Origin of the sequence: Frankia sp. CpI1-P, from assembly GCF_001421075.1 — a bacterium.
Lineage (GTDB): Bacteria > Actinomycetota > Actinomycetes > Frankiales > Frankiaceae > Frankia > Frankia torreyi.
Genome location: NZ_LJJX01000024.1, coordinates 53,626 through 74,565 on the forward strand (window position 1 = coordinate 53,626; position 20,940 = coordinate 74,565).

Sequence of the window (20,940 nt, forward strand, 5' to 3'; positions counted from 1 at the left end):
CGGTTTCCGAAGGGCCCGGCGGCGGTATACGGCCCGTCGGCCGCGCGCCGTCGGCTTGTCGCCGCGACGCCGGTTCCCGCCGGCCGGCGCCTACTGTGTTGCTTTACAGGCGCCGGCTCGCCGGTCAGGCTAGATTGGAAGACCGGGGCCCCTTGAGGAGGGCGCGGATGGATCGGTCGTTGACAGATTTCGAGTCATGGCTACCCGACATGACCGGGGTGGCGCTTGACACGATCGGGGCGGTGGACAGCCCTGGACTCCGGCGGGCACTGGCGCGCCTGGATCGCGAGGCGGCGCAGGTCTCCGCACCGCCGACCGGCTTCAACTCGAGTCTGGCTTTCACCTCTGCCCTGTCGGCGCTTTAGACAGGGGCAGGGTGCAGATCTCTGACGCCGACGCGAGGCGACCGCGGCGGATGGAGTGGCCGTATGGCTCGCTTCCCGACAAAGAGCTGGAAGGCTCGGGTTGGCGACCCGAGCCCTTCTCGCAGTTCGTTCTCAAGGTGCACAGCCGCTGCAACCTTTCGTGCACCTATTGTTACGTCTACCATCAGGTTGATCAGAGCTGGCGCAGTCAGCCCGCGGCGATGAGCCACCGGACGGTTGCCGCGACGGCCGGGCGAGTGGCGCAGCATGCTCGGCGGCACGCTCTGAGCGCCGTCCACGTCGTCCTGCACGGCGGCGAGCCGCTCCTGGCCGGGGCCGACCTGCTCGACCACGTGGTCACGGCTTTTCGGGATGCGGTGCCCGCCGGAACGCGCGTCGTGTTCAGCCTCCAGACGAACGCCGTGCTGCTGACCGAGCGCATGCTCGATCTCTGCCTGGGCCACGNCATCCGCGTGGGCGTCAGCGTGGACGGCGGCGTCGACCACCACAACCGACGGCGGATCCGACGGGACGGGTCGGAAAGNCTCGCGGACACGCAGGCCGGACTCGCCCGGCTGACCGGGCAGNGGTTCCGTGACATCTTCGGCGGTCTGCTCTGCGTCATAGATCTGGCAAGCGACCCGGTGGAGGTGTATGAAAGCCTGCTCGCCTGGGACCCGCCGGCGGTCGACTTTCTGCTGCCTCATGGAAACTGGCTGGTCCGACCGCCCGGGCGGGGGGCGGACGAGCGGGACACGCCGTACGCGGACTGGCTCGAGTCGTTGTTCGACCGCTGGTATTCCGCCTCGGAACACGAGACGGAACTCCGCCTCTTCGACGAGATCATCGCTCTGCTGCTCGGCGGCCGCAGCCGGGTCGAGACCGTGGGGCTGACCCCGTCGACGGTGGTCGTGGTCGAGACAGACGGCTCGATCGAGCAGGTTGACGCGCTGAAGTCCGCCTACCAGGGAGCCGCGTCAACCGGGTTGCACGTCGACCGGGACGACTTCGATGCCGCTCTGCGGCATCCGGGCATCGTCGCCAGACAGATCGGTGCCGCGGCGCTCGGCGAGGAATGCGCCGGTTGCCCGATCCATCGGGTCTGCGGTGGTGGGTACTACCCCCATCGATACCGGCCGGGTACCGGCTTCCGGAACCGCTCGGTGTACTGTCCGGATCTGTTCCACCTGATCTCGCATATCGGAACCCGGATCGGCGCGGATCTCGAGCGCGCCCGACGCCGCACAGAGTGAGCGTGAAACTTCATCGGCTGGCCGCCGCTGATTTCGATGAGCTGGCGGTGGGGGGCGGCGGGGCGGAGGTTGTCCACCGCCTCCGGGCGACGCAGCTCAGCAAGCGGCTGTTGACTCTGCGTGCGGTCATGGACGACGCCGCCCGCCTGGCGCCGACGGCCGGCGGCCGGCTCGCACGCAGCTTCGAGGTGCTTGTCGCCGCGCAGCGCGCCGCGCCGGACATGGTGGACGAGCTGTTGCTCTCGCCGGGCTTCGGGCTGTGGGCGATGCACTGCCTGCGGCGGATGCGCGGCGCCGTGTCCTCACCCATCCCGCTCGAGGACGATCTGGCCGGGCTCGGTGCGCTGGCCGTCGCCGCGGCCCTGCGGGCCGGGCTGGAGGCCGAGGTCCCGGTACTGATCCGAGACGACGAGCTGGTTCTGCCCACCCTTGGCCGTTACCGTGGCGCGTCTTCCGGCTGGGCCCAGGCGCGGACCGCCGGTGGCACACTGACGTTGCGCACAGCCGGCTCACCGCAGGAGCACCCGGTCCTGATCGCCCGGGCAGCGGGGGCGGCCGAGCGCAACCTGATCCGCGACGCCGGTTCCGACTGGGAGCCGATTCCCACTCTCGACGCGCAGGCGGCGGGCGAGCGGATCGAGCTGCGCCTGGACTTCGTCGATCCCGCCCGCCTGCTGCTCGACCTGCCCATGACGTCCGAGATCGTCCCGGAGGCGCTCGACCTGTGGCGCCAGCGGCTTGCCGAGGGCTGGCGGATCCTGTGCCGGTGCGACCCACGCGCGGCGCGGGCGATCGCCGCCGGGCTCACGACGGTCTTCCCGTTGCGGCCGACGAGCGGCGCGACCGAGCTCAGCGCCTCCGTCGGCGAGGCGTTCGGGGCGGTCGCGATGACGCTGCCCAAGGACGGCCTGTCGTGCGCGGCCGCCCTCGTCCACGAGTTTCAGCACAACAAGCTGTCCGCACTGCTCGATCTCGTCACCCTGGTCGAGCCCGTCGAGGGACGGCTGCTCTACGCGCCCTGGCGCGCCGATCCCCGCCCCCTGCCCGGCCTCCTCCAGGGTGCCTACGCCTACCTCGGCCTCACCGGATTCTGGGACTTCCAGCGGCGGGTGCTCCCCGAGCCGGCCTACGCGCATTTCGAGTTCGCCCGGTGGCGGGAGGAGGTGTGGCGGGTCCTCGTCGCGATCCGACTGTCCGGTGCGCTGACCCCGCCTGGACTGCGTTTCCTCGACGGCATGCGGACGGTGGTCTGGCGCCACCGGCAGGCCGCGGTGCCAGCGGAGCCGCGGATGCTGGCCCGGCGGATCAGCGCCGACACCTGGACGGCCTGGCGGCTGCGCAACGCCGAACCCGCCGCCGACCGGGTGGCGGCCCTCGTCCGGGCCTGGGCCGCCGGCCGCCCGGCGCCGACCGGGATGCGGGTGCCCACAAGCATCCGGGCCGGCAACCGCGGCCTGGTCGACAGCACCCGGCTCAGTCTGGCGCATCTCCGGCTGCATGAGCCGAAGCTCTTCGCAGCCGTGCGTGAGGGCGTTCCCGGTGTGCTCGAGGAGAACTTCTCGTTGGCCGATCGGGCGTATGCCTGCGGCGACTTCCCGGCCGCCGCGGCCGCCTACAAGCAGCAGATCGCCGACGATCCGGATCACCTCGGGGCCTGGGCCGGTCTCGCGCTGTGCCGCCGGGAGACCGGCCGACACGGCAGCCGGGTGCTCATCGCCCACCCCGAGCTCGTCCGCGCGGTGCACCGGGGGGTCGAGGAGCTGAGCGGGGACCGCGTCGACCCGGATGATCTCGCGGCCTGGCTACCCGAGCCGGCCCCCGACGGGACCCCTGGGGGAACGGGGTTATAGCGGCGGCGGCTCGAAGTCGAAGTCCAGCCGCTCGCCGCGCAGGCCGGCCCGCACGTCCGGATGCTCTTCACCGAGGACCCGCCGGTAGCGGCGCACCGTGTCCTCGGTGAGGGCCTGGCCCTCCTCCGTCCGGCCGACGGTGGCGAGGTCCAGCGCGACGTTGGTCGCGCAGACGAGCGTGTGCGGATGATCACGACCGAGGAGTTCCCGGAACCGGGGGAGGGCCGCCTCTCCCATCTTCACCGCCTCGTCGGTCCGCCCCAGCGCGGAACGTGCCGTCGCCAGGTTCGCCACACAGGTCAGGGTGAAGTGGTGGTNGGCGCCCAGCCTGGCCTCCAGACCAGCGAGCGACTCGGCCAGCAGGGTCTCGGCCTCCTCGATCCGGCCGAGCTGCCGGTGGACGAGGGCGAGGTTCAGGCCGCAGCCGTAGGTGTAGGGATGGTCGGGGCCGAGCACGTCGCGGTAGCGACGGACGGTCTTCTCGATCCGGACGGTCGCCTCGTCCGGATCGCCCGCCACTCGCTGCGCGTTGCCGAGGTTGATCCCGGCGGCGAGGGTGTCCGGGTGCTCGGAGCCGTACTGCGGGCTGTTGGTGTACCGGGCGTGCACCTCCCGTGCCAACTCCAGCGCGGCGGCGAAGTCTCCGGCCTTGCGGCGCGCAACCGAGAGCTCCTTGGCGTGCTGGAGCACGTGCCAGTGCCCGGCCGGCAGGATCCGACGCTGCACCAGGTCGAGGTAGATCAGGTACGCCTGCTCGGCCAGCTCCCGGGCCTCCAGGTACTGCCCGGCATGGCGGAGATCGCGGGCGAGGGCTGCCATGGAGAACACCACCCACACCGCGTCGTCGCGGGTGTACGCGGCGCGCCGGTCGGCGAGGTTGCGCTGATCTGCTTCGAGGGCCCGGACATACGAGCTGGTGAGGGTGTAGTCGACGGNGAGGTTGTTGGCGGCGAACAGGGTGGCCTGGTGTTCCTCGCCGAAGACCGCCCGGTGCCGGGCGAGGGAGTCCTCGTCGAGCTCGCGGGCGGCCTGGAACTCGCCGAGGGAACGCAGGTCCGCACCGTAACCGTTCAGGACGAGCAGCGTCTCCTCGTGCTCCGCCCCGAGCACGTCCGTGATCGCCTCCAGGGTGGGGCGCCGCAGCTCGTAGGCCTCGCGATACCGGCCGAGTGCCCACAGGATGTCGGCCTTGATCCCCTGCAGGATAAGGACGTCGGGATCACGATCGCCGGAGTCGGTGACCCAGCCGGCCAGCGCCCGATCCGCCTCGACGAGGCCGGTGGAGAAGTCACCGATCTGGTAGAGGTACCGCACGACGTGTTCGATCAGCTGACGCGCCGGCGGCTGCGGGGCCCGGTAGACCTCGGAGGGCACGATGTGCGGCAGCAGCCGGCTGAACAGCGGCCAGTTGTCCTCCTCCGCCTCGCCCGGGTCCGCCCCGATGAGCAGCTGGTGCACCTCGTCGCGCACCCGACGCTGGTCCTCGGCCGGCAGATCGTCGCGGATGAGCTTCTGGACGAGCCGGTGGACCTGCAGCGTCTTGTTGGTGGTGTCGAGGCGGGCCAGGGCGTAGCGGCCGAGCTCCCGGATCNCGCGGCTGACGACCAGCCGATCCTGCATGGCAACGCCGAACTCGGACTTCAGGATGTACTTGCCGCGGTCGAGGATCTCCAACGAGATCGGTTCCGGGCTGAAGAACGCGCAGCGGCGGAGCAGCTCCAGGGCGAACGGCGCCTGCTCCTGCAACTTGCTCACCGACAGACTCCAGGCCGCGGCGACCGGCCGGGAGTAGTCGGCGGGCGCGTTCTCGGCGAGCAGCCGGCCGCCGGCCTCGCGCAGCAGCTCCAGGTACTCCTGGGCGCCCATGCCCGTCTCGGCCTGCAGGGCGCCCGCCTGCTCCAGGGCGAGTGGCAGGTCACCGAGCGCGTCGGCGAGTTCGTCGGCGTCGGCTCGTGAAATACCCTCAACCCGGCGGGTGAGGAACTCCAGGCTTTCCCGGCGGTCGAAGACGTTCACCTCGAGCGTGTCGACGTGACTGAGCCAACTCCGGTTGCGCGAGGTCACGATGACATGGCCTGGACCGTGCGGAATGCTGGGACGGATCAGTTCTGGCTGCTCAGCGTTGTCGAAGATCAGCAGCCAGCGGCGGTAGGGTTCCCCGCGGCGCAGCGCGTCCAGCACCTGGGTGACGGCGTCGTCGACCCGCAACGGGGCGGTGTCCGCCAGCCCCAACCGGGGTGCGAGGGTGGCGAGGGTGGACCGGACCAGCGAGGGCTGGTCGGCGGGCACCCACCACACGAGGTCGTAGTCGGTCTGGAAACGGTGGGCGTACTCGATCGCCAGATGGGTCTTGCCCNCCCCGCCGAGCCCCTGTAGCGCGTGNGGCAGGACCGCGGTGACGTCGCGTGTGTCCGAGGTGATGCGGGCGCGCAGATCGGCGAGCAGNCCTTCCCGGCCGGTGAAGTTCTTGTTCCGTTGCGGCACGTTGCCCCACACGGCCGGCACTCGCCGACCGGTGTCCTGCACCGGAACCGACTTCACCACCGAATCCACCATTCCCCCGCGTTGTTCGACGCGAGGTGGTTCGTTTGTCGACGTCATACCTCGCCCATACAAACAATCTTCAGCTTACCGAGCGCCTGGATCTTACCTCTGGAAGGGGCTGGGCGGGCACCCCTGGCCGGGCTGCGTGTCGCTCCGCGCACTCCCCGAACTTTTCTACCATATAGTGATGAAAAAGACGGTTGTCCGGTTCTTGCCAGGCGACATCTGGACGACTGGGGAAAGTCCAGGTCAAGGGCCGGCTGCCGGTGTGCGTTGCGGCGGGAGCCGCCCTGGCGATGCTGGCTGCGCTGTCTGAGCGATGTCCAGGGTGTGTGCCTGGGGTGAGTGTTCGGGGTGAGTGTCCGGGGGGTGAACGTCGAAGCGGGCGGATGCGGAGCCCCGGGGGCGACTGCCGCGGCGGCGGCCCTGGTCGCCGCGGTGTCAGCCTGGCCGCAGCCCAGGCCGCCACAGCGCGGGTGCCCGCGCCGGAGGGCCCTATTCCCGGCAGGCGGCGAATATGGCCGGTGTGGTCCACCGGGCCGTTGTCCACCGCCGCCGATCCGGGGTCGGATAGTATTCACCGAGGTCACCGGGTTGGCAGCGAGGGGCTCTACCACATTGGCTACTGAAGCGGTCGCNGCGGGCGGCGTAAATGCGATTTTCTCGGGCGAGCTCGTCGCGGGGACGGTTCGCCCTTTGCTGGGCGGAGCTGCCAGGGCCGGGCGGAGTTCATGGCTGCCGGCCGAATCTTCTGTGTGCAGTGCGTCGTCCCGGCCGAACGAGGCGCGCAGCTCCCGGCGCTGTAGTGGACGAGTCGCGCGATGACGGTTGTCCCGGGCGCCTCGCCGTTTCCCGGTCTGNGGCCTTTCACGGAGATCGACTCCGCCCGGTTCTTCGGGCGGACCGCCGCCGCCCACGCCCTGTTGGCGAAATGGCTTGAGAACCGCCTGGTGGTCGTGTACGGACCACCAGGCGTGGGAAAAAGCTCGCTGTTGCGGGCGGGAGTGCTTCCACACCTTTCGCCGGAGGTCGCCCACGTGCTGCCGGTGGGTCGGATCACCCCGCTGCCGGGCGCCACCGGCGCCGGTGTTCCCTCGCTCGGCCGGGTGGCCAACCCGTTCGCCGAGACGTTGTTGCGGACCTGGTCCGGCCCGCGGGGGACGTCGACGCTGCCGCCCGCCCTGCGCGACCGGCTGGGCGGAGATGGGCCGAGCCTGCAGGGCCGTCGGCGGCCCGCCGACCCGGACCGGCCGATCCTCGCTGCGGTGGATCAGTTCGAGGATTTCTTCGCGCCGTGCACCCCCTACCTTGATCCGTTGCGGGAGCAGTTCATCACGCTGCTGGGCGAGGCGGTCGCGGCGCTGCCCAACCTGCGCCTGCTCCTGGTGATCCGGCACAATGCCCGGTCCCGTCTCGCCCCCTACGAGACGACGCTCGCCGGCGGCGAGGATGCCGCCGGAGTCCGGGTCGGGGGGCTGGACCGGCACTCCGCGATCGCCGCGTGCGCCGAGCCGATGCGGCGGGCCGGTCGGCCGCTGCCGCCGGAGGTCGTGGCGGCCTGTATCGACGAACTCCTCAACAGCCGGGTGGTGGACGCCGCCGGAACCGTGTCGGTCCTGACCGCGGACGCCGTCCCGCCGGCCTACCTCCAGCTCGTGGCCGCGTCGCTGTGGCGGGACACGGCCGACCGCGGCGCCTCGCTCGGGCCGGACCTCATGGAATCCGCCGCTCGGGTCGACGCGGTCCTGGGGGCCCACCTCACGCAGGTCATCGTGACGGAGGCGGGGCGGCACCACCTCGACGCCGGGGACGTGCGCCGGTGGCTGATCCGTACCTTCGTCACCGAACGCGGGCGTCGGGCGACGGTCGACGAGGGCCTCGTCGCGACCGCCGGGATGCCCAACGCGCTGCTGGCGGCGCTGGCCGAGCGGTACGTCCTGGCCAGCGAGTGGCGTTCGGGCTCCCGCCGGTTCGAGCTCTTCGACGACCGGCTCATCCCCCCGCTGCAGGCAGCGGTGCCGGACTGGCCGGCGGCCGACGCGCCGGCGGCGGAGATCGGTGCGATCGACTACCTTCAGGCGGCCCTGATCAGCCTCGCGGACGGCGATCTTGCGGCCGCCCGGGTACATGCCGACGAGGTGCTGCGGCGCGACGCCGAGGATCCGCGCATCCGGGCACAGGCAGTGATGCTGCGCGCCGATCTCGACGAGGCCCAGGGGCGGATCGAGCAGGCCGAGCGCGGCTACCGGGAGGCCGCGCAGCTCTACGAGTCGCTGCCGGACGCCGAATCGTCGGGCCGGGCGCTGGCCGCGGCCGGGCGGCTGCTGCTGCGGGCCGGGCGGCTCGGCTCCGCGGTCGAGGATCTTCAGTCGGCGTCGGCCCGGCTGCCGGCCGAACTCGACGTGCAGATCGATCTTGCTCGGGCCCTGTGGTACTCGGGCCAGCGCTGGGCCGCCGCCGCGATCTTCTCGACGGTGCTGACCATCGCGCCGCTGACGCCGGCGGCCCTGGCTGGGCGCGGTCAGCTACGGGTCGAGCTGGGGGACGACGCGGCGGCCCTGGACGACCTCGACCGAGCGGTCCGGCTGGGCCCGGGCGGCCCGGACACCGCCGACACCGCCGACCTCGCAGGCCCTGCCGGTGCTGGGGACTCCGCCGAGACCCGGGCCGCTCGTGCGCTGGCGCTGGCGCGGCTCGGACGCTCGGCCACCGCGGCCACGGAGACGTCGGCGGTGCTCGACGACGCCCCGGACAGCGGGCCGGTCCTCTGGCGTGCGGCGGGTGTGCTCCAGACCATCGGAGACGACTCGCGGGCGGCCGACCTCCTCGAGCGGGCTCTGCAGGCGCGCGCGCCGGCGTTGCTCGCCCACCAGCGGGAGCAGGTTCACCGGATGCTGCGCCGCCCGGGAGCGATGGCCTGACCGACCGGCTTCCCGGGTGTCGGGCGGTCGGGCGCCGGGCGGTCGGGTGTTTACCGGGAGCGTGTAGACGGAGACGTCGGCGGCAGGTGACGGGAGGTGGACCTGGATGGCGCTGCACGGGAAGGCGAGTGGGTCGCAGGCGGAGCAGACGGTCGACGTGCGGCCGCAGCTGGTCCGGTCGGGGGAGGACGTCGCCGTCCCGCGGTTCCGGATCCCGCGGGAGTCGATCTCGCCCGAGACCGCCTATCAGATCGTCCATGACGAGCTGATGCTCGACGGCAACGCGCGGCTGAACCTGGCGACGTTCGTNACCACCTGGATGGACCCCCAGGCCGATCGGCTGATGGCCGAGTGCGCGCCGAAGAACATGATCGACAAGGACGAGTACCCGCAGACGGCGGAGCTGGAAAAGCGTTGCGTCAACATCCTCGCGGACCTGTGGCACGCCCCCGACTCGGAGCATGCGGTCGGCTGCTCGACCACCGGCTCCTCCGAGGCGGGCATGCTCGCCGGCCTGGCGCTGCTGCGGCGCTGGCGGGCCCGGCGGCGGACGGCGGGTGCCCCGGCCGACCGGCCCAACCTCGTCATGGGCGTCAACGTCCAGGTGTGCTGGGACAAGTTCGCCCGCTACTGGGACGTGGAACCACGCCTGGTTCCGATGGCGCCGGGCCGCACGCACCTGACCGCCGACGAGGCCGCCGCGCGCTGCGACGAGAACACGATCGGCGTCGTGGCGATCCTCGGCTCGACGTTCGACGGCAGCTACGAGCCGGTCGCCGAGATCGCCGCCGGGCTCGACCGCCTGGCCGCCGGAGGTGGCCCGGACGTGCCGGTGCACGTCGACGGCGCGTCCGGAGGGTTCATCGCCCCGTTCTGCGACCCCGAACTGGTCTGGGACTTCCAGCTCGACCGGGTCGTGTCGATCAACGCGTCGGGGCACAAGTACGGGCTGGTCTACCCGGGGGTCGGCTGGGTGGTGTGGCGCGACCGCGCCCACCTGCCGGACGAGCTCGTGTTCGAGGTGGACTACCTCGGCGGGAAGATGCCGACGTTCTCGCTGAACTTCTCCCGCCCGGGGGCTCAGGTCGTCGCGCAGTACTACACGCTGCTCCAGTTGGGCTTCGCCGGCTACCGCCGGGTGGCCCAGGCGTGCCGGGACAATGCCCGCTGGCTCGCCGACGAGGTGGCCCGGATGGGTCCCTTCGAACTCGTCTCGGACGGCAGCGGGATCCCCGCGTTCGCGTTCCGGCTGCGCGACGAGATCACCGACTACACCGTCTTTGACGTCTCCGAGCTGCTGCGCNCCCGCGGCTGGTTGGTGCCCGCCTACCGGTTCCCGCCGGACCTGACCGACCTCGCCGTGCTGCGGATCGTGGTGCGTCACGAGTTCAGCCGCGATCTCGCCGGGCTGCTCGTCGCCGACCTGCGCCGGGTCGTGGACAGGCTGTCCGGCGCCGCGCGGCGCCTCCCGCCGCCCCCACCGGACGGCGAGGNGGCGTCCTTCCACCACTGACCCCGCCCGGCTCGCCGGGCGGGGTCGGGGTCAGTGGGAGGCGGTGAGGACCGGGCGCAGCGCGTCGAGGACGGTGGCGTCCTCGATGGTCGGCGGGACGGCGGGGGAGCGGCCGTCGGCGATCTCGCGCATGGTCCGGCGAAGGATCTTGCCGGACCGGGTCTTGGGCAGGGCCGCCACCACGTCGACCCGCTGGAACGCCGCCACCGGCCCGATCTCCGCGCGGACGCGGGCGACGAGTTCCGCGGCGAGCGTGTCCGGCCCGATCTCGACGCCGGTCTTCACCACCACCAGCCCGCGCGGTACCTGGCCCTTCAACGCGTCCGCGACGCCGACGACGGCACACTCGGCCACGGCCGGGTGGGCGGCGAGGACGGCCTCCATCGACCCGGTGGACAGCCGGTGCCCGGCCACGTTGATCACGTCGTCGGTGCGGCCCAGCACGAACAGGTACCCATCGGCGTCGAGGTAGCCGCCGTCGCCGGTCAGGTAGTACCCGTCGAAGGCGGACAGGTAGGACGCGGCGTACCGGTCGTCGTCCTCCCACAGGGTCGGCAGAGCGCCGGGCGGCAGCGGCAGGCGCAGGCAGATCGCGCCCTCCGTGCCGGTGGGGACGGGTTGGCCCGCCGGGTCCAGCACTCGCACGTCGTAGCCCGGCATCGGCACGGTGGGGGAGCCCGCACGGGCGGGCAGCGACTCCAGACCGATCGGATTTGCGCAGATGGGCCAACCCGTTTCGGTCTGCCAGTAGTTGTCGACCACCGGGATGCCCAGGGTGGTGACGGCCCAGTCGTAGGTGGCCGGGTCGAGGCGCTCGCCGGCCAGGAACAGCGCGCGCAGCGACGAGCGGTCGTACTCGCGTACCAGGGCGCCCGCCGGGTCCTCTTTCTTGATCGCCCGGATCGCCGTCGGCGCGGTGAACAGCACGTTCACCCCGTGCTCGGTGACCACCCGCCAGAAGGCGCCGGCGTCCGGCGTGCCCACCGGCTTGCCCTCGTAGAGCACGGTCGTCGCGCCGGCGAGCAACGGGGCGTAGACCGTGTACGAGTGCCCGACCGCCNAGCCCACGTCGGAGGCCGCCCACATGACGTCCCCCGCCCGGATCCCGTAGATGTTGCCCATCGACCAGGTCAGGGCGACGGCGTGGCCGCCGTTGTCGCGCACGATCCCCTTCGGCCGGCCGGTGGTGCCCGACGTGTAGAGGATGTAGAGCGGGTCGGTGGCGGCGACCGGCACCGGTGACAGCGGCGCGGCCGCGGCCAGCGCGGCGTCCCAGTCATGGTCCCGGCCGGCGATCATCGAGCAGCGCTGCCGGTCCCGCTGGACGATGAGGGTCGCGGCGGGAGCATGCGCGGCCAGCGCGATCGCCTCGTCGAGGATCGGCTTGTACGGGACCAGCCGCGTCGGCTCGATGCCGCAGGAGGCGCTGACGACGACCTTCGCCCGGGCGTCGTCCATCCGGGCGGCGAGTTCGGCCGCGGCGAACCCGCCGAACACCACGGAGTGCACCGCGCCGAGACGGGCGCAGGCGAGCATGCTCACCACCGCCGCGGGGATCATGGGCAGGTAGATGATGACCCGGTCGCCGCGGCCGACCCCGAGCGCGGCCAGTGCCCCGGCGGCGCGCGCCACCTCGTCGGTCAGCTCGGCGAAGGTGAAGCGGCGGACCGTGCCGGTGACCGGCGAGTCGTAGATCAGCGCGAGCGCGTCGCCCCGACCGGCGGCGACGTGCCGGTCGAGGGCGTTGGCGCAGGTGTTGAGCGCGGCGTCGGGGAACCAGCGGGTGAACGGCGCCTGGTCGGCGTCGAGTATCCGCCGCGGCGGCCGGGTCCAGTCGAGGGCCTGAGCGGCGGCCGCCCAGAATTCCTCGGGATCGTTCGCGGCCCGTTCGTACTCCCGCTGGTATGCGCCCATAGCCGTCATCCTCCCGCGCCCGGCGACCGCCGGGGCGCATTCCCGCCCCCCGAGCGCTGCCGTGCGTGGCACCACCGGACGGGTCACCGCGGTCTGGCCTGACGCCGCTGACCACGACTTCGACCCGGGCCGTGGTGTTACGTTCCGCGCCAAAGTGCATCGAGACAGGGAGAGCAGCCATGACCAGACCGTTGGAGGGCGTCCGGGTCCTCGACTTCTCCGAGCACGGCTTCGTGCCGTCGGCCGCCGCGGCGCTGGGCGACTTCGGCGCCGACGTGGTCAAGATCGAGCGGCTGGCCGGCGACGCCATGCGCCGGATCATCGCCAGCGGCCTGGTGGCCACGAAGGACGGCTACGACTTCCAGTTCGAGCTGTTCAACCGCAACAAGCGCGGCATCGCGTTAGACGTCGAGCAGCCCGCGGGCCGCGAGATCTTCGAGAAACTCGTGCGCTGGGCCGAGGTGTACATCACCAACCAGCTTCCCCGGGTCCGGCGCAAGCTGCGCACGGAGCCGGCCGACGTCTTCGCGCTCAACCCGACCATCGTGTACGCGCGTGGGCACGGCCAGGGGCAGCGCGGACCCGACGCCGAGGCCGGCGGTTTCGACGGGGTCTCGTACTGGGCGCGCGGGGGCGTGGCCCACGTCCTGACCGACGCGGACGCGACGCGTCCGACCAGGCAGCGCCCGGCCCTCGGCGACGGCCCCAGCGGAATGTTCCTGGCCGGCGGCATCTGCGCCGGGCTCGTCCACGTGGGGCGGACCGGTAAGGGCATCGTGGTCGACACCTCCCTGCTCGGCTCGGCGGCGTGGACACTCGGGCCCGACCTGGCCTACACCACCCTGGCCGGCGAGCAGATGCCGATGGCGGCCGACGAGCAGGTGTCGCCGCTCGTGCGCCAGTACCGGACGGTCGACGGCCGGTGGGTGTCCCTGATGATGATCGACGAGGCTCGCTACTGGGAGCAGGCCTGCCGGGCGCTCGGCCTGGACGATCTCGTCACCCGTTACCCCGACCCGGCCGCGCGCCGGGCCGGCTGGCCGGTGATCCATGAGCGGATCAACGCGGTCATCACCACGCTCGACCACGCCGAGCTGGAGGCGAAGCTGCGCGCCCAGGGCTGCATCTTCTCGTTCTTCGCGACCCCGATGGAGGTCGTCGCCGATCCGGCGGTGGTCGAGAACGGCTACCTCATGCAGCACCCCGAGCATCCCGACGTCCGGCTCGCGGCCGCTCCGGTGCAGTTCGACGACGAACTGCCGTCGGCCCGGCGCCCGGGACCGACCCTGGGCCAGCACTCCCGCGAGGTCCTCACCGAACTCGGCTACGGCGAGACGGAGATCCTCCGCCTGCTCGACGACAAGGTCATCGCCGAGCCCTGAGCGCGGAATCCTCAGCGTCGAATCCTCAGCGCGGAATCCTGCGTGCCGGGACGTGATCGGCGGCCNCCACCGGCGATCGGTGCCGCGTGGCCCATGCCGGGATGCGCCGATCCGGGCGTGGGTACGCCCAGGTCACAGGCGTTCCGTGCCACCGGTGCCGTCCGGGTCGGCAAGTCCGTCCCGGGTCCGCATCGTGTCTCCGTCGTGGCCTCCGGATGGCGTCCCGCCAGGCGACGACGAAAAACTGTCGGTGGTGGGGTCCAGGGTGGTGGCACGGTTCGCAGCACTCGAAGGAGTCACCATGCCCACGCGAGACACCATCCCGGCCGGCGCCCCCTGTTGGGTCGACCTGATGACCTCCGACGCCGCCGGCGCCAAGGCGTTCTACGGCGAGCTGTTCGGTTGGGGGGCCGAGGAGCCCGCCGCCGAGTTCGGCGGCTACACCAACCTCACGAAGGACGGCGTCCGCGTCGGCGGTCTCATGCCCAAGCAGCCGGGGATGGACGCCCCCGACGGCTGGTCGATCTACCTGTCCACGCCCGACGCGGAGAAGACCGTCACCGCCGCGACCGAGCACGGGGGCGGAGTGATCGTCGGGTCGATGGCCGTGGCCGACCTCGGTGTCATGGCCGTGGTGACCGACCCGGGCGGCGCGGCCGTCGGCCTGTGGCAGCCCGGCCTGCACACCGGCTTCGGCGTCACCGCCGAGCCGGGCGCGCCGGCCTGGTTCGAGCTGCTGACCCGGGACTACAACGCCGCGGTCCCCTTCTACCGCGACGTCTTCGGCTGGGACGTCCACGTCGCCGCCGACACCCCGGAGTTCCGCTACTCGACCTACGGGCCGGGCGACGCCGCGCACGCCGGGATCATGGACGCGAGCGGTTTCCTGCCGGACGGCGTGCCGGCGCACTGGTCGGTGTACTTCGCCACGGCGGACACGGACGCGACGCTGGAGCGGGTCGCCGCGCTCGGCGGCTCGGTCGTCCTGCCGGCGGAGGACACCCCGTACGGCCGCCTCGCCGCGGCCGCCGACCCCACCGGCGCCGTGTTCAAGCTGGTCGGGCCGAACGTCTCCACGCCCGCGGCGAGCTGAGCCTGTTCCGAGCTGGGCCCGCTGCGAGCTGGGTTCCCGGGTTCGGCGTCCCCCGGGGCCGGTCGGTTCTAGGCGGTGGCCGGCTCGGCGCGCAGCAGGCCGGCGAGGACCGAGCCGGCGTGGCGGATGCCCGCGTCGTCGACGTCGAGGTGGGTGACGATCCGCAGGGTGGTCGGGCTGATCGCGCCGATCAGGACGCCCTGCTCCGCTGCGCTGCGGGAGAACCGCCCGGCGTCGGCGACCTTGACGAGCACCATGTTGGTCTCGACCTGCTTGGGGTCCACGTGACCGGGCGCGGCGTCGGCGAGCAGCGCGGCGAGCTCGTCCGCCCGCCGGTGATCCTCGGCGAGGCGTTCGATGTGGTGGTGCAGCGCGTGCAGGCCCGCCGCGGCCAGCACGCCGGACTGGCGCATCGCCCCGCCGAGCCGCCGGCGCCAGTTCCGGACCTCGTCGACCCGACCGGCGTCGCAGATCACCAGCGACCCGACCGGGGCGCCGAGCCCCTTGGACAGGCAGACGGACAGGGTCGTGAACGGCGCCGCGAGCCGGCGTGGTTCGACGGCGCCGGCCACGGCCGCGTTCCACAGCCGGGCGCCGTCGCAGTGCAGGGCGATGCCGGCGGCGGTGGCGAGGTCGCGGAACTGGTCCAGCCGGGCCGGCGCCCAGACCCGCCCGCCGGCCCGGGCGGCGGTGTTCTCCACGGCCAGCACGCTTGTGCGGATCATGTTGTAGTTGCCGCCGACGCTGTGCGAGCGGATCGCCGCGGCGACGTCCGCCAGGTCCGCGGTGTCGGCGAGGCCGGGCAGCGTGCGCGTCTGGATTCCGCCGAGCGCGGCCAGGCCACCCATCTCGTAGGTCACGATGTGGGCCTCGGTGTCGGCGATGATCTCGGTGCCGATCTGGGCGCTGGCGCGCAGGGCGACGAAGTTGGCCATGGTCCCGCTCGGCACGAACACGGCCGCATCGTGGCCGAGCAGGTCCGCGGCGTACCCCTCCAGGGCCCGCACCGACGGGTCCTCGCCGTAGTGGTCGTCGCCGACCTCGGCCTGCGCCATCGCCCGGCGCATCGCCGCAGTCGGCCGGGTCACCGTGTCGCTGCGCAGATCGACCGGCCCGGCCGGCCTGGCCGCAGGTCGACCCGCCGACCGTGAGGCCGCCGCGGCGATCCGGTCGCCACTGCCCGCCGCGTCGTCCGTGGGGATGCCGTCAGGGGAAGCGTCGATGGTCACGGATGGCGATGGTAGTGGCCCATGCACACCGTCTCGCGGGGGCGGGGCCGCCAGGTGCGGGCAGGCCGTGGCCGCTGATCAGTGAGCAGGTCGAGCGGCGCCGCGGCCCTGACGTTCCGGCGGATCGGGGGCCCAGACGGGGGCGGGGAGCTCGGCGCGCAGGGTGGGGGCGACCTCGGCGAAGAAGCGTTCCAGGTGGGCGCGGGTGGTGGCGGGGTCGGTGAGGAAGAAGCCCTCCACCCCGACGCCGAGGACCTGGTTGCCGAAGCGCCGGTGCAGGTCGAGCAGTTTTTCGGTGATCTGGTCGGCGGTGCCGACGAGGGCCGAGCCGTTGTCGATGAAGTCCTCCAACGAGTCGAACGGGAAGTGGTTCTGCCGGGCCACCGGGAGGTCGCGGAACGCGGCGAAGGCGGGGCGGGCGAGCGCGAGGGCGTCCTGCGAGCGGTCCGTGATGATCGGGGAGTGCACGCCGAGAGCGAGCGGCGTGGCGGCCGGGTCGTGACCGTGGTGGGCGAGCCGATCGCGGTAGCGCTGGACGAGCGCGAGGTAGTGGTCGGTGCGGCGGAAGCCGTTCGCCGAGTACAACGGGTCGCCCCAGCGGGCGGCGAGGTCGGTCGACCGCTCNCTGGACGCCGAGCCGTGCCAGACGCGCGGCGCTGGCTGCTGCAACGGCCGCGGGCGGGTGGTCGCCCCGTGCAGCGGCGGGCGGAAGCGGCCTGTCCAGGTCACGTTCTCCTCCCGCCACAGCCGGCGGAACAGCTCGTAGTTCTCCGCCAGCCGATCCCAGAGCTCGGCGGCGTCGACGCCGAACATGCCCGGTGAGACCGGATCGTTGCCCTTGCCGATGATCAGGTCGAGGCGCCCGTCGCTGAGATGGTCGAGGGTGGCGTACTCCTCGGCGGCGCGGACCGGGTCGGCCAGGGAGAGCACGGCGACGGTGGTGACCAGCCGGATCCGGCTGGTCCGAGCGGCGATGTGGGCGAGCAGGACGGCGGGGGCGGACGACAGGAACGCGGGATTGTGCCGCTCGCCGACGCCGAACGCGTCGTAACCCACGCCCTCGGCCCAGGCCGCGAGGTCGACCAGAGCCCGCAGCCGCTCCCGCTCGTACTCCGCCGCCGGCGAGGACCGCGCTGTCGTCGAGGCGGGCGTCGTCATCGTCACGGCGGGGCCGCTATCGCGCGCCGCCAGCGTGCTGGCCAGGAATTTCACGCCGCTTCGCCACCGGCGCGCGCGTCGGGCGACACGGTCAGAAGCCCAGCGTCTCGCGGACCAGGACGATGGTGGCGCGTTCCGGGAGGGCCTCCCGTTCCACGATGAGGATCTTGCCGATGAACGAGCTCTGGCCGTAGAGATCCCGCAACCGCTGCCACTCCCGGGGCAGGCTGTAGGCATGGACGCGGCGGATCCCGGTCGCCAGGTCCGGCACCACCTTCTGCGCCCCGACCACCCAGATCACCCGGCGGGCGCCCGAGGCGTACGGCGCGAGCTGGCTGCCGCTGGCCGAGCCGACGACGAGCTGGCCATCCTCCGTCATCGCGTGCACGCTGCCAACGACCACGTCGGGCAGGGCCCCGAGCCGGATCTGGGCGACCACGTCGGCCCCCGGCGACGGAGCGCCACGCCGGACCGACCGGAACTCGCCGGACTCGTCGATGTCCGCCGCGATGCCGGACAGGCGCAGCGTCTCGCTGGCGGCGGTGAAGATCTCCTCGTCCCGAGGGAGCAGCTCCCGGACGAGTTGGCGGGCCTGCTCGGCGGTGTCCACGAGGTGGACGAGATAGCCGCGCTCGCGGAGGTTCGCGGCCGCCCGGTCGAGCCGCGCCGCGTCGGCCGGGACCGCGAACGCCTCGTCGAGCGGGGGTGTCAGGGTGGTCATGGTGGTCACTCCGATGCGGGTTGATGGTTCCTTCTGGTAACTGGACCGATTCTGCGGAACCATCGAGTGCCTCGGAAGACGGCACTATTTTCTGCCTCGGTGACGTGGAGGTAACCATGCGCGCGAAGTCCGCCGTCGGCGACGAGGGTGGCCCGAGCGGCGATGGGGATGGCCGGAACGACGGTGTGGTCGGCCGGAACGGCGGTGTGGTCGGCCGGAACGGCGGCGGGCCGGCCGACACGCGGGCGGCGGCGGTCCTGGCGGTCCGCGACGATGCGACGTGCCGGGTCCGCGAGATCCTCGACCGGGTCGGCGACAAGTGGACGCTGGCGGTGGTCAGCGAGCTCGGTCGGGGCAGCCACCGGTTCACCGAGCTGCGGCGGGCCGTGCCGGGCATCAGCCAACGCATGCTGACCTCGACCCTGCGCGGGCTTGAACGCGACGGACTGGTCCGCCGGACCGTGCATCCGGTCGTCCCGCCGCGGGTCGACTACGAGCTGACCGAGCTCGGCCGGACGCTGCTTGACACGGCCTGGGCGCTGATGAGCTGGGCCCTGGAACACCTGGACCAGATCGACGACGCGCGCCGGGAGTACGACGGGCGTTGACCTCAGGCGCCGGACAGCAGCGGGGCCAGCCGTTCGAGCTGGTCGACGGCGGCCGGCAGGCCGACGCCGAGCGGTAGGCACCCGAGGCCCCTCGGCCTCCTCATCCCCTTCCGCCGCCCGGCCCCGCAAGGTCCCGCCCGACGGTGCGGCATTACCTCGCGCGTCATCGACGGGATGTGCGGGTGGCCGGAGGATCGGCGCGGCGGGGAGGTTCCCTCGCCGCCACCGATCCGATTCCGTTCTCGGCACCGATCGGCCGGCCGCTCGCGTGGGCGGCGCCGCCGTGGGGATGCCGGCTGCTCTGGGAGATCCGTGACCTCGTTTACGCAAGCTCCGCCGCGGACCGACGGTGCGCAAACGGCCGGCTGGCTGCCACTGGTCGTGGTGCTCGCCGGCACGTTCGTCACCTTCCTCGACTTCTTCATCGTCAACGTCGCGCTGCCGTCGATCGAGACGGACCTGGCCGCCGGGTCGGCGACGCTGTCGCTCGTCGTCGCCGGCTACGGGCTCACCTTCGCGGTCGGAATGATCACCGGCGGGCGGCTGGGCGATCTCTACGGCCGACGCCGGATGTTCCTGGTGGGGCTCGGGCTGTTCACCCTCACGTCGGCGGCCTGCGGCCTCGCTCCGAACGCCGAGGTGCTCGTGGTTGCCCGGTTCCTGCAGGGCGCCGCCGGCGCGCTGCTCACCCCGCAGGTGCTGGCCATCCTCGGCACCCTGTACGCCGGGCGGCGCCGGGGGCCGGCGTTCGCGGCCTACGGGTTCGCGATGGGGATCGCCGGGGTCCTCGGCCAGCTCATCGGCGGCGCGCTCATCGAGGCGGACCTCGCCGGCTCGGGCTGGCGGGCCGTGTTCCTCATCAACGTGCCGGTCGGCCTGCTCGCCCTGCCCGCCGCCCGGCGCGTCCTGCCGGAGTCGCGCGGCCCCCGGGCGCGGCTGGACCTGGCCGGCGTCGCGCTCGTGACCGTGGCCGCGACCCTGCTCGTCCTGCCGCTGGTGGAGGGGCGCGAACACGGCTGGCCGGGATGGGTGTGGTGCTGCCTGGCCGCCGCGCCGGTCGTGGCCGGCGGGTTCGTCGCCCGCCAGCGCCGGCTCGCCGCCCGCGGCGGGGCGCCGCTGATCGACCTCGGCCTGTTCCGGCATCGCGCCTTCGCGGCCGGCACGTGCGTCGCGCTGGGGTTCGCCCTGATCCCGAGTTCGTTCTTCTTCGTCCTCGCGCTCCACCTCCAGCAGGGACGCGGCTACGGTGCGCTGTTCTCCGGGATCGTCTTCGCCGCCGTCGGCGCCGGCTACATGCTGGCGATGTTCCTGGCCGGGCCGCTCGGCGACCGGCTTGGTCACCGGGTCCTCGCGGTGGGCGCCCTCGGCGTCGCCGCCGGCTGCGCGCTGCTCGTGGTCACCGCGTCGGCGGCGAGCGCCCTCGCGATGGTCCCCGGGCTCGCGGTGACCGGGCTCGGCATCGGCCTGGTGCTCGTCCCGCTGTCCTCGACGGTGCTGGCGGGCATCGACCCGCGCCATGCGGGCGCCGCGGCGGGGGTGCTGTCCATGGCGCAGCAGACCGGCGGCGCGCTGGGGGTCGCCGTGATCGGCGTGGTGTTCTTCGGCGCGGGGTCGGCCGAGGGCGCGTTCACGGCGAGCCTGCGGGTGCTGGTCGGGGTCGCCATCGCCGTGGCTGCTCTCACCCGGCTGCTGCGTCCGAGCGCAGCAGCCGGGCGGACCAGCCGGGTGGGGGTGCCGGGGGCGGCGTCGGATTCGGCGCCGACGGGACGGATGACGGGTGCGGGATCAGTCGCCGAACAGGCTGGCCGAGTCCGCGGTCCGGTAGTCGGTCGCCTTGGTGCCCTTGACCGTGGCGACGACCGAGCCCGTTGAACACAGCGCCTTCAGGCTCGGGACGGCGGTGCCGTCGCAGGTGAACGTCAGCCCGTCGCCGGCCGGTAGCACGACGTCCTTGGCGGCCTTGAGCGTGCTGGTCACGGAGGCGGGGGTGACGTCTCCGGTGAGGCCCTTGAGGGCGCGGACGAGGCCCAGCAGGTTCTGGTAGCCGGTCACCGCGTAGCCGTCGAGGGCTGTCTTCGGCGCGTACCTGCCCATCACCGTCCGGTAGAGCCGGGACTCGGCGTTGTCACTCTCGGTGTCACCCGGGGTGAACAGCGTCGCGCCGTCCAGCGCGCCGGGGGCGGCGTCCTCGACGGTCTTCGACAGGCACGGCTGGATGACGAACTTCGGCTGGGTGGCGTTGACCGCGACCAGGCCCTTGAGCACGGTGCTGCAGAAGGTCCCCTCCCCGACGAGGATCACGGCGCCGGGCTTCTTGCCGATCGCCGCGGTGACCTGGGAGGTGGCATCCGGCGTGCCGAGCGGGATNGGGACGATGTCGAGGCCGACG

Annotated in this window: 13 protein-coding genes and 13 pseudogenes; 13 read left to right on the top strand and 13 right to left on the bottom strand. The window is 72.6% G+C overall.

Annotated features, from left to right (window positions below; genetic code table 11):
- Window positions 1–167: 167 nt before the first annotated feature.
- The 5 genes and pseudogenes from fxsA to FF86_RS16950 all read left to right on the top strand — a co-directional run bounded on the left by fxsA (window position 168) and on the right by FF86_RS16950 (window position 3,468).
- Complete coding sequence (gene fxsA / locus FF86_RS31175; RefSeq protein ID WP_110431453.1) at window positions 168–365, top strand: FxSxx-COOH cyclophane-containing RiPP peptide; 198 nt, start codon at window positions 168–170, stop codon at window positions 363–365.
- 50 nt (window positions 366–415) lie between these two features.
- Window positions 416–830, top strand: a 415-nt coding sequence (locus FF86_RS50555; RefSeq protein WP_242418920.1) for a radical SAM protein, incomplete at its 3' end; no start/stop codon positions are given.
- 1 nt (window position 831) lies between these two features.
- Window positions 832–909, top strand: a pseudogene (locus FF86_RS50560) (hypothetical protein); the annotation flags it as partial.
- Window positions 910–953: 44 nt separating this feature from the next.
- Window positions 954–1,618 (top strand): annotated as a pseudogene (locus tag FF86_RS50570) (radical SAM protein); the annotation flags it as partial.
- A 2-nt stretch (window positions 1,619–1,620) separates the two neighbouring features.
- Window positions 1,621–3,468: an HEXXH motif domain-containing protein gene (locus FF86_RS16950; protein WP_242418921.1), complete on the top strand. Its 1,848-nt coding sequence runs from the start codon at window positions 1,621–1,623 to the stop codon at window positions 3,466–3,468.
- Here FF86_RS16950 and FF86_RS50575 read toward each other — a convergent pair.
- From FF86_RS50575 to FF86_RS62610, 6 genes and pseudogenes are all read right to left on the bottom strand, one after another.
- A partial coding sequence (locus FF86_RS50575) for a tetratricopeptide repeat protein (RefSeq protein WP_242418922.1) occupies window positions 3,463–3,785 on the bottom strand: 323 nt, incomplete at its 5' end. The genes FF86_RS16950 and FF86_RS50575 overlap by 6 nt on opposite strands.
- A 1-nt stretch (window position 3,786) precedes the next feature.
- Window positions 3,787–4,403, bottom strand: a pseudogene (locus FF86_RS50580) (tetratricopeptide repeat protein); the annotation flags it as partial.
- Between the two features lies 1 nt (window position 4,404).
- A pseudogene (locus tag FF86_RS50585) lies at window positions 4,405–5,059 on the bottom strand (tetratricopeptide repeat protein); the annotation flags it as partial.
- Between the two features lies 1 nt (window position 5,060).
- Window positions 5,061–5,824: pseudogene (gene fxsT / locus FF86_RS50590) on the bottom strand (FxSxx-COOH system tetratricopeptide repeat protein); the annotation flags it as partial.
- A 27-nt stretch (window positions 5,825–5,851) separates the two neighbouring features.
- A pseudogene (locus FF86_RS50600) lies at window positions 5,852–5,913 on the bottom strand (hypothetical protein); the annotation flags it as partial.
- A gap of 1 nt (window position 5,914) precedes the next feature.
- A pseudogene (locus FF86_RS62610) lies at window positions 5,915–6,069 on the bottom strand (hypothetical protein); the annotation flags it as partial.
- 804 nt (window positions 6,070–6,873) lie between these two features.
- Here FF86_RS62610 and FF86_RS66770 point away from each other — a divergent pair.
- The 4 pseudogenes from FF86_RS66770 to FF86_RS50610 all read left to right on the top strand — a co-directional run.
- A pseudogene (locus FF86_RS66770) lies at window positions 6,874–8,933 on the top strand (hypothetical protein); the annotation flags it as partial.
- A gap of 106 nt (window positions 8,934–9,039) precedes the next feature.
- Window positions 9,040–9,242, top strand: a pseudogene (locus FF86_RS50605) (glutamate decarboxylase); the annotation flags it as partial.
- Window position 9,243: 1 nt separating this feature from the next.
- Window positions 9,244–10,236 (top strand): annotated as a pseudogene (locus tag FF86_RS16965) (glutamate decarboxylase); the annotation flags it as partial.
- 1 nt (window position 10,237) lies between these two features.
- Window positions 10,238–10,426 (top strand): annotated as a pseudogene (locus tag FF86_RS50610) (glutamate decarboxylase); the annotation flags it as partial.
- Window positions 10,427–10,476: 50 nt separating this feature from the next.
- Here the strand turns inward: FF86_RS50610 and FF86_RS50615 are convergent.
- On the bottom strand, window positions 10,477–11,506 hold a 1,030-nt coding region (locus tag FF86_RS50615; protein WP_242418923.1), incomplete at its 5' end, for an AMP-binding protein.
- A 1-nt stretch (window position 11,507) separates the two neighbouring features.
- A pseudogene (locus FF86_RS50620) lies at window positions 11,508–12,360 on the bottom strand (AMP-binding protein); the annotation flags it as partial.
- A gap of 179 nt (window positions 12,361–12,539) precedes the next feature.
- On the opposite strand from FF86_RS50620, the gene FF86_RS16975 reads away from it, so the two are divergent.
- Complete coding sequence (locus FF86_RS16975; RefSeq protein WP_044885709.1) at window positions 12,540–13,742, top strand: CaiB/BaiF CoA-transferase family protein; 1,203 nt, start codon at window positions 12,540–12,542, stop codon at window positions 13,740–13,742.
- A gap of 301 nt (window positions 13,743–14,043) precedes the next feature.
- A complete protein-coding gene (locus tag FF86_RS16980) occupies window positions 14,044–14,835 on the top strand; it encodes a VOC family protein (protein WP_044885710.1) in 792 nt (263 codons plus the stop codon).
- Window positions 14,836–14,903: 68 nt separating this feature from the next.
- On the opposite strand, the gene FF86_RS16985 is transcribed toward FF86_RS16980, so the two are convergent.
- The 4 genes and pseudogenes from FF86_RS16985 to FF86_RS16995 form a co-directional block, all read right to left on the bottom strand.
- Window positions 14,904–15,938, bottom strand: coding sequence for a GntG family PLP-dependent aldolase (locus FF86_RS16985; RefSeq protein ID WP_370657236.1), 1,035 nt, complete (start codon window positions 15,936–15,938; stop codon window positions 14,904–14,906).
- 204 nt (window positions 15,939–16,142) lie between these two features.
- On the bottom strand, window positions 16,143–16,688 hold a 546-nt coding region (locus FF86_RS62615), incomplete at its 5' end, for an LLM class flavin-dependent oxidoreductase (RefSeq protein WP_255355823.1).
- 1 nt (window position 16,689) lies between these two features.
- Window positions 16,690–17,222: pseudogene (locus FF86_RS50630) on the bottom strand (LLM class flavin-dependent oxidoreductase); the annotation flags it as partial.
- A gap of 91 nt (window positions 17,223–17,313) precedes the next feature.
- Window positions 17,314–17,943, bottom strand: a complete 630-nt coding sequence (locus FF86_RS16995; protein ID WP_044885746.1) for an LUD domain-containing protein — start codon at window positions 17,941–17,943, stop codon at window positions 17,314–17,316.
- Between the two features lie 116 nt (window positions 17,944–18,059).
- On the opposite strand from FF86_RS16995, the gene FF86_RS17000 reads away from it, so the two are divergent.
- Window positions 18,060–18,551 carry a helix-turn-helix domain-containing protein gene (locus FF86_RS17000; RefSeq protein ID WP_242418924.1) on the top strand — a complete coding sequence of 164 codons (492 nt, stop codon included), beginning with the start codon at window positions 18,060–18,062 and terminating at the stop codon, window positions 18,549–18,551.
- Window positions 18,552–18,863: 312 nt separating this feature from the next.
- Window positions 18,864–20,423 carry an MFS transporter gene (locus tag FF86_RS17005; RefSeq protein ID WP_055867462.1) on the top strand — a complete coding sequence of 520 codons (1,560 nt, stop codon included), beginning with the start codon at window positions 18,864–18,866 and terminating at the stop codon, window positions 20,421–20,423.
- On the opposite strand, the gene FF86_RS50635 is transcribed toward FF86_RS17005, so the two are convergent.
- The coding region (locus FF86_RS50635; protein WP_242418925.1) for an ABC transporter substrate-binding protein at window positions 20,337–20,918 on the bottom strand (582 nt) is incomplete at its 5' end. The genes FF86_RS17005 and FF86_RS50635 overlap by 87 nt on opposite strands.
- Window positions 20,919–20,940 lie beyond the last annotated feature (22 nt).

Coding starts and splice junctions, on each gene's coding strand:
- FF86_RS16975 (WP_044885709.1), top strand. CDS start 12,540: ATGACCAGACCGTTGGAGGGCGTCCGGGTCCTCGACTTCTCCGAGCAC.
- FF86_RS16995 (WP_044885746.1), bottom strand. CDS start 17,943: ATGACCACCCTGACACCCCCGCTCGACGAGGCGTTCGCGGTCCCGGCC.
- fxsA (WP_110431453.1), top strand. CDS start 168: ATGGATCGGTCGTTGACAGATTTCGAGTCATGGCTACCCGACATGACC.
- FF86_RS16980 (WP_044885710.1), top strand. CDS start 14,044: ATGCCCACGCGAGACACCATCCCGGCCGGCGCCCCCTGTTGGGTCGAC.
- FF86_RS17000 (WP_242418924.1), top strand. CDS start 18,060: ATGCGCGCGAAGTCCGCCGTCGGCGACGAGGGTGGCCCGAGCGGCGAT.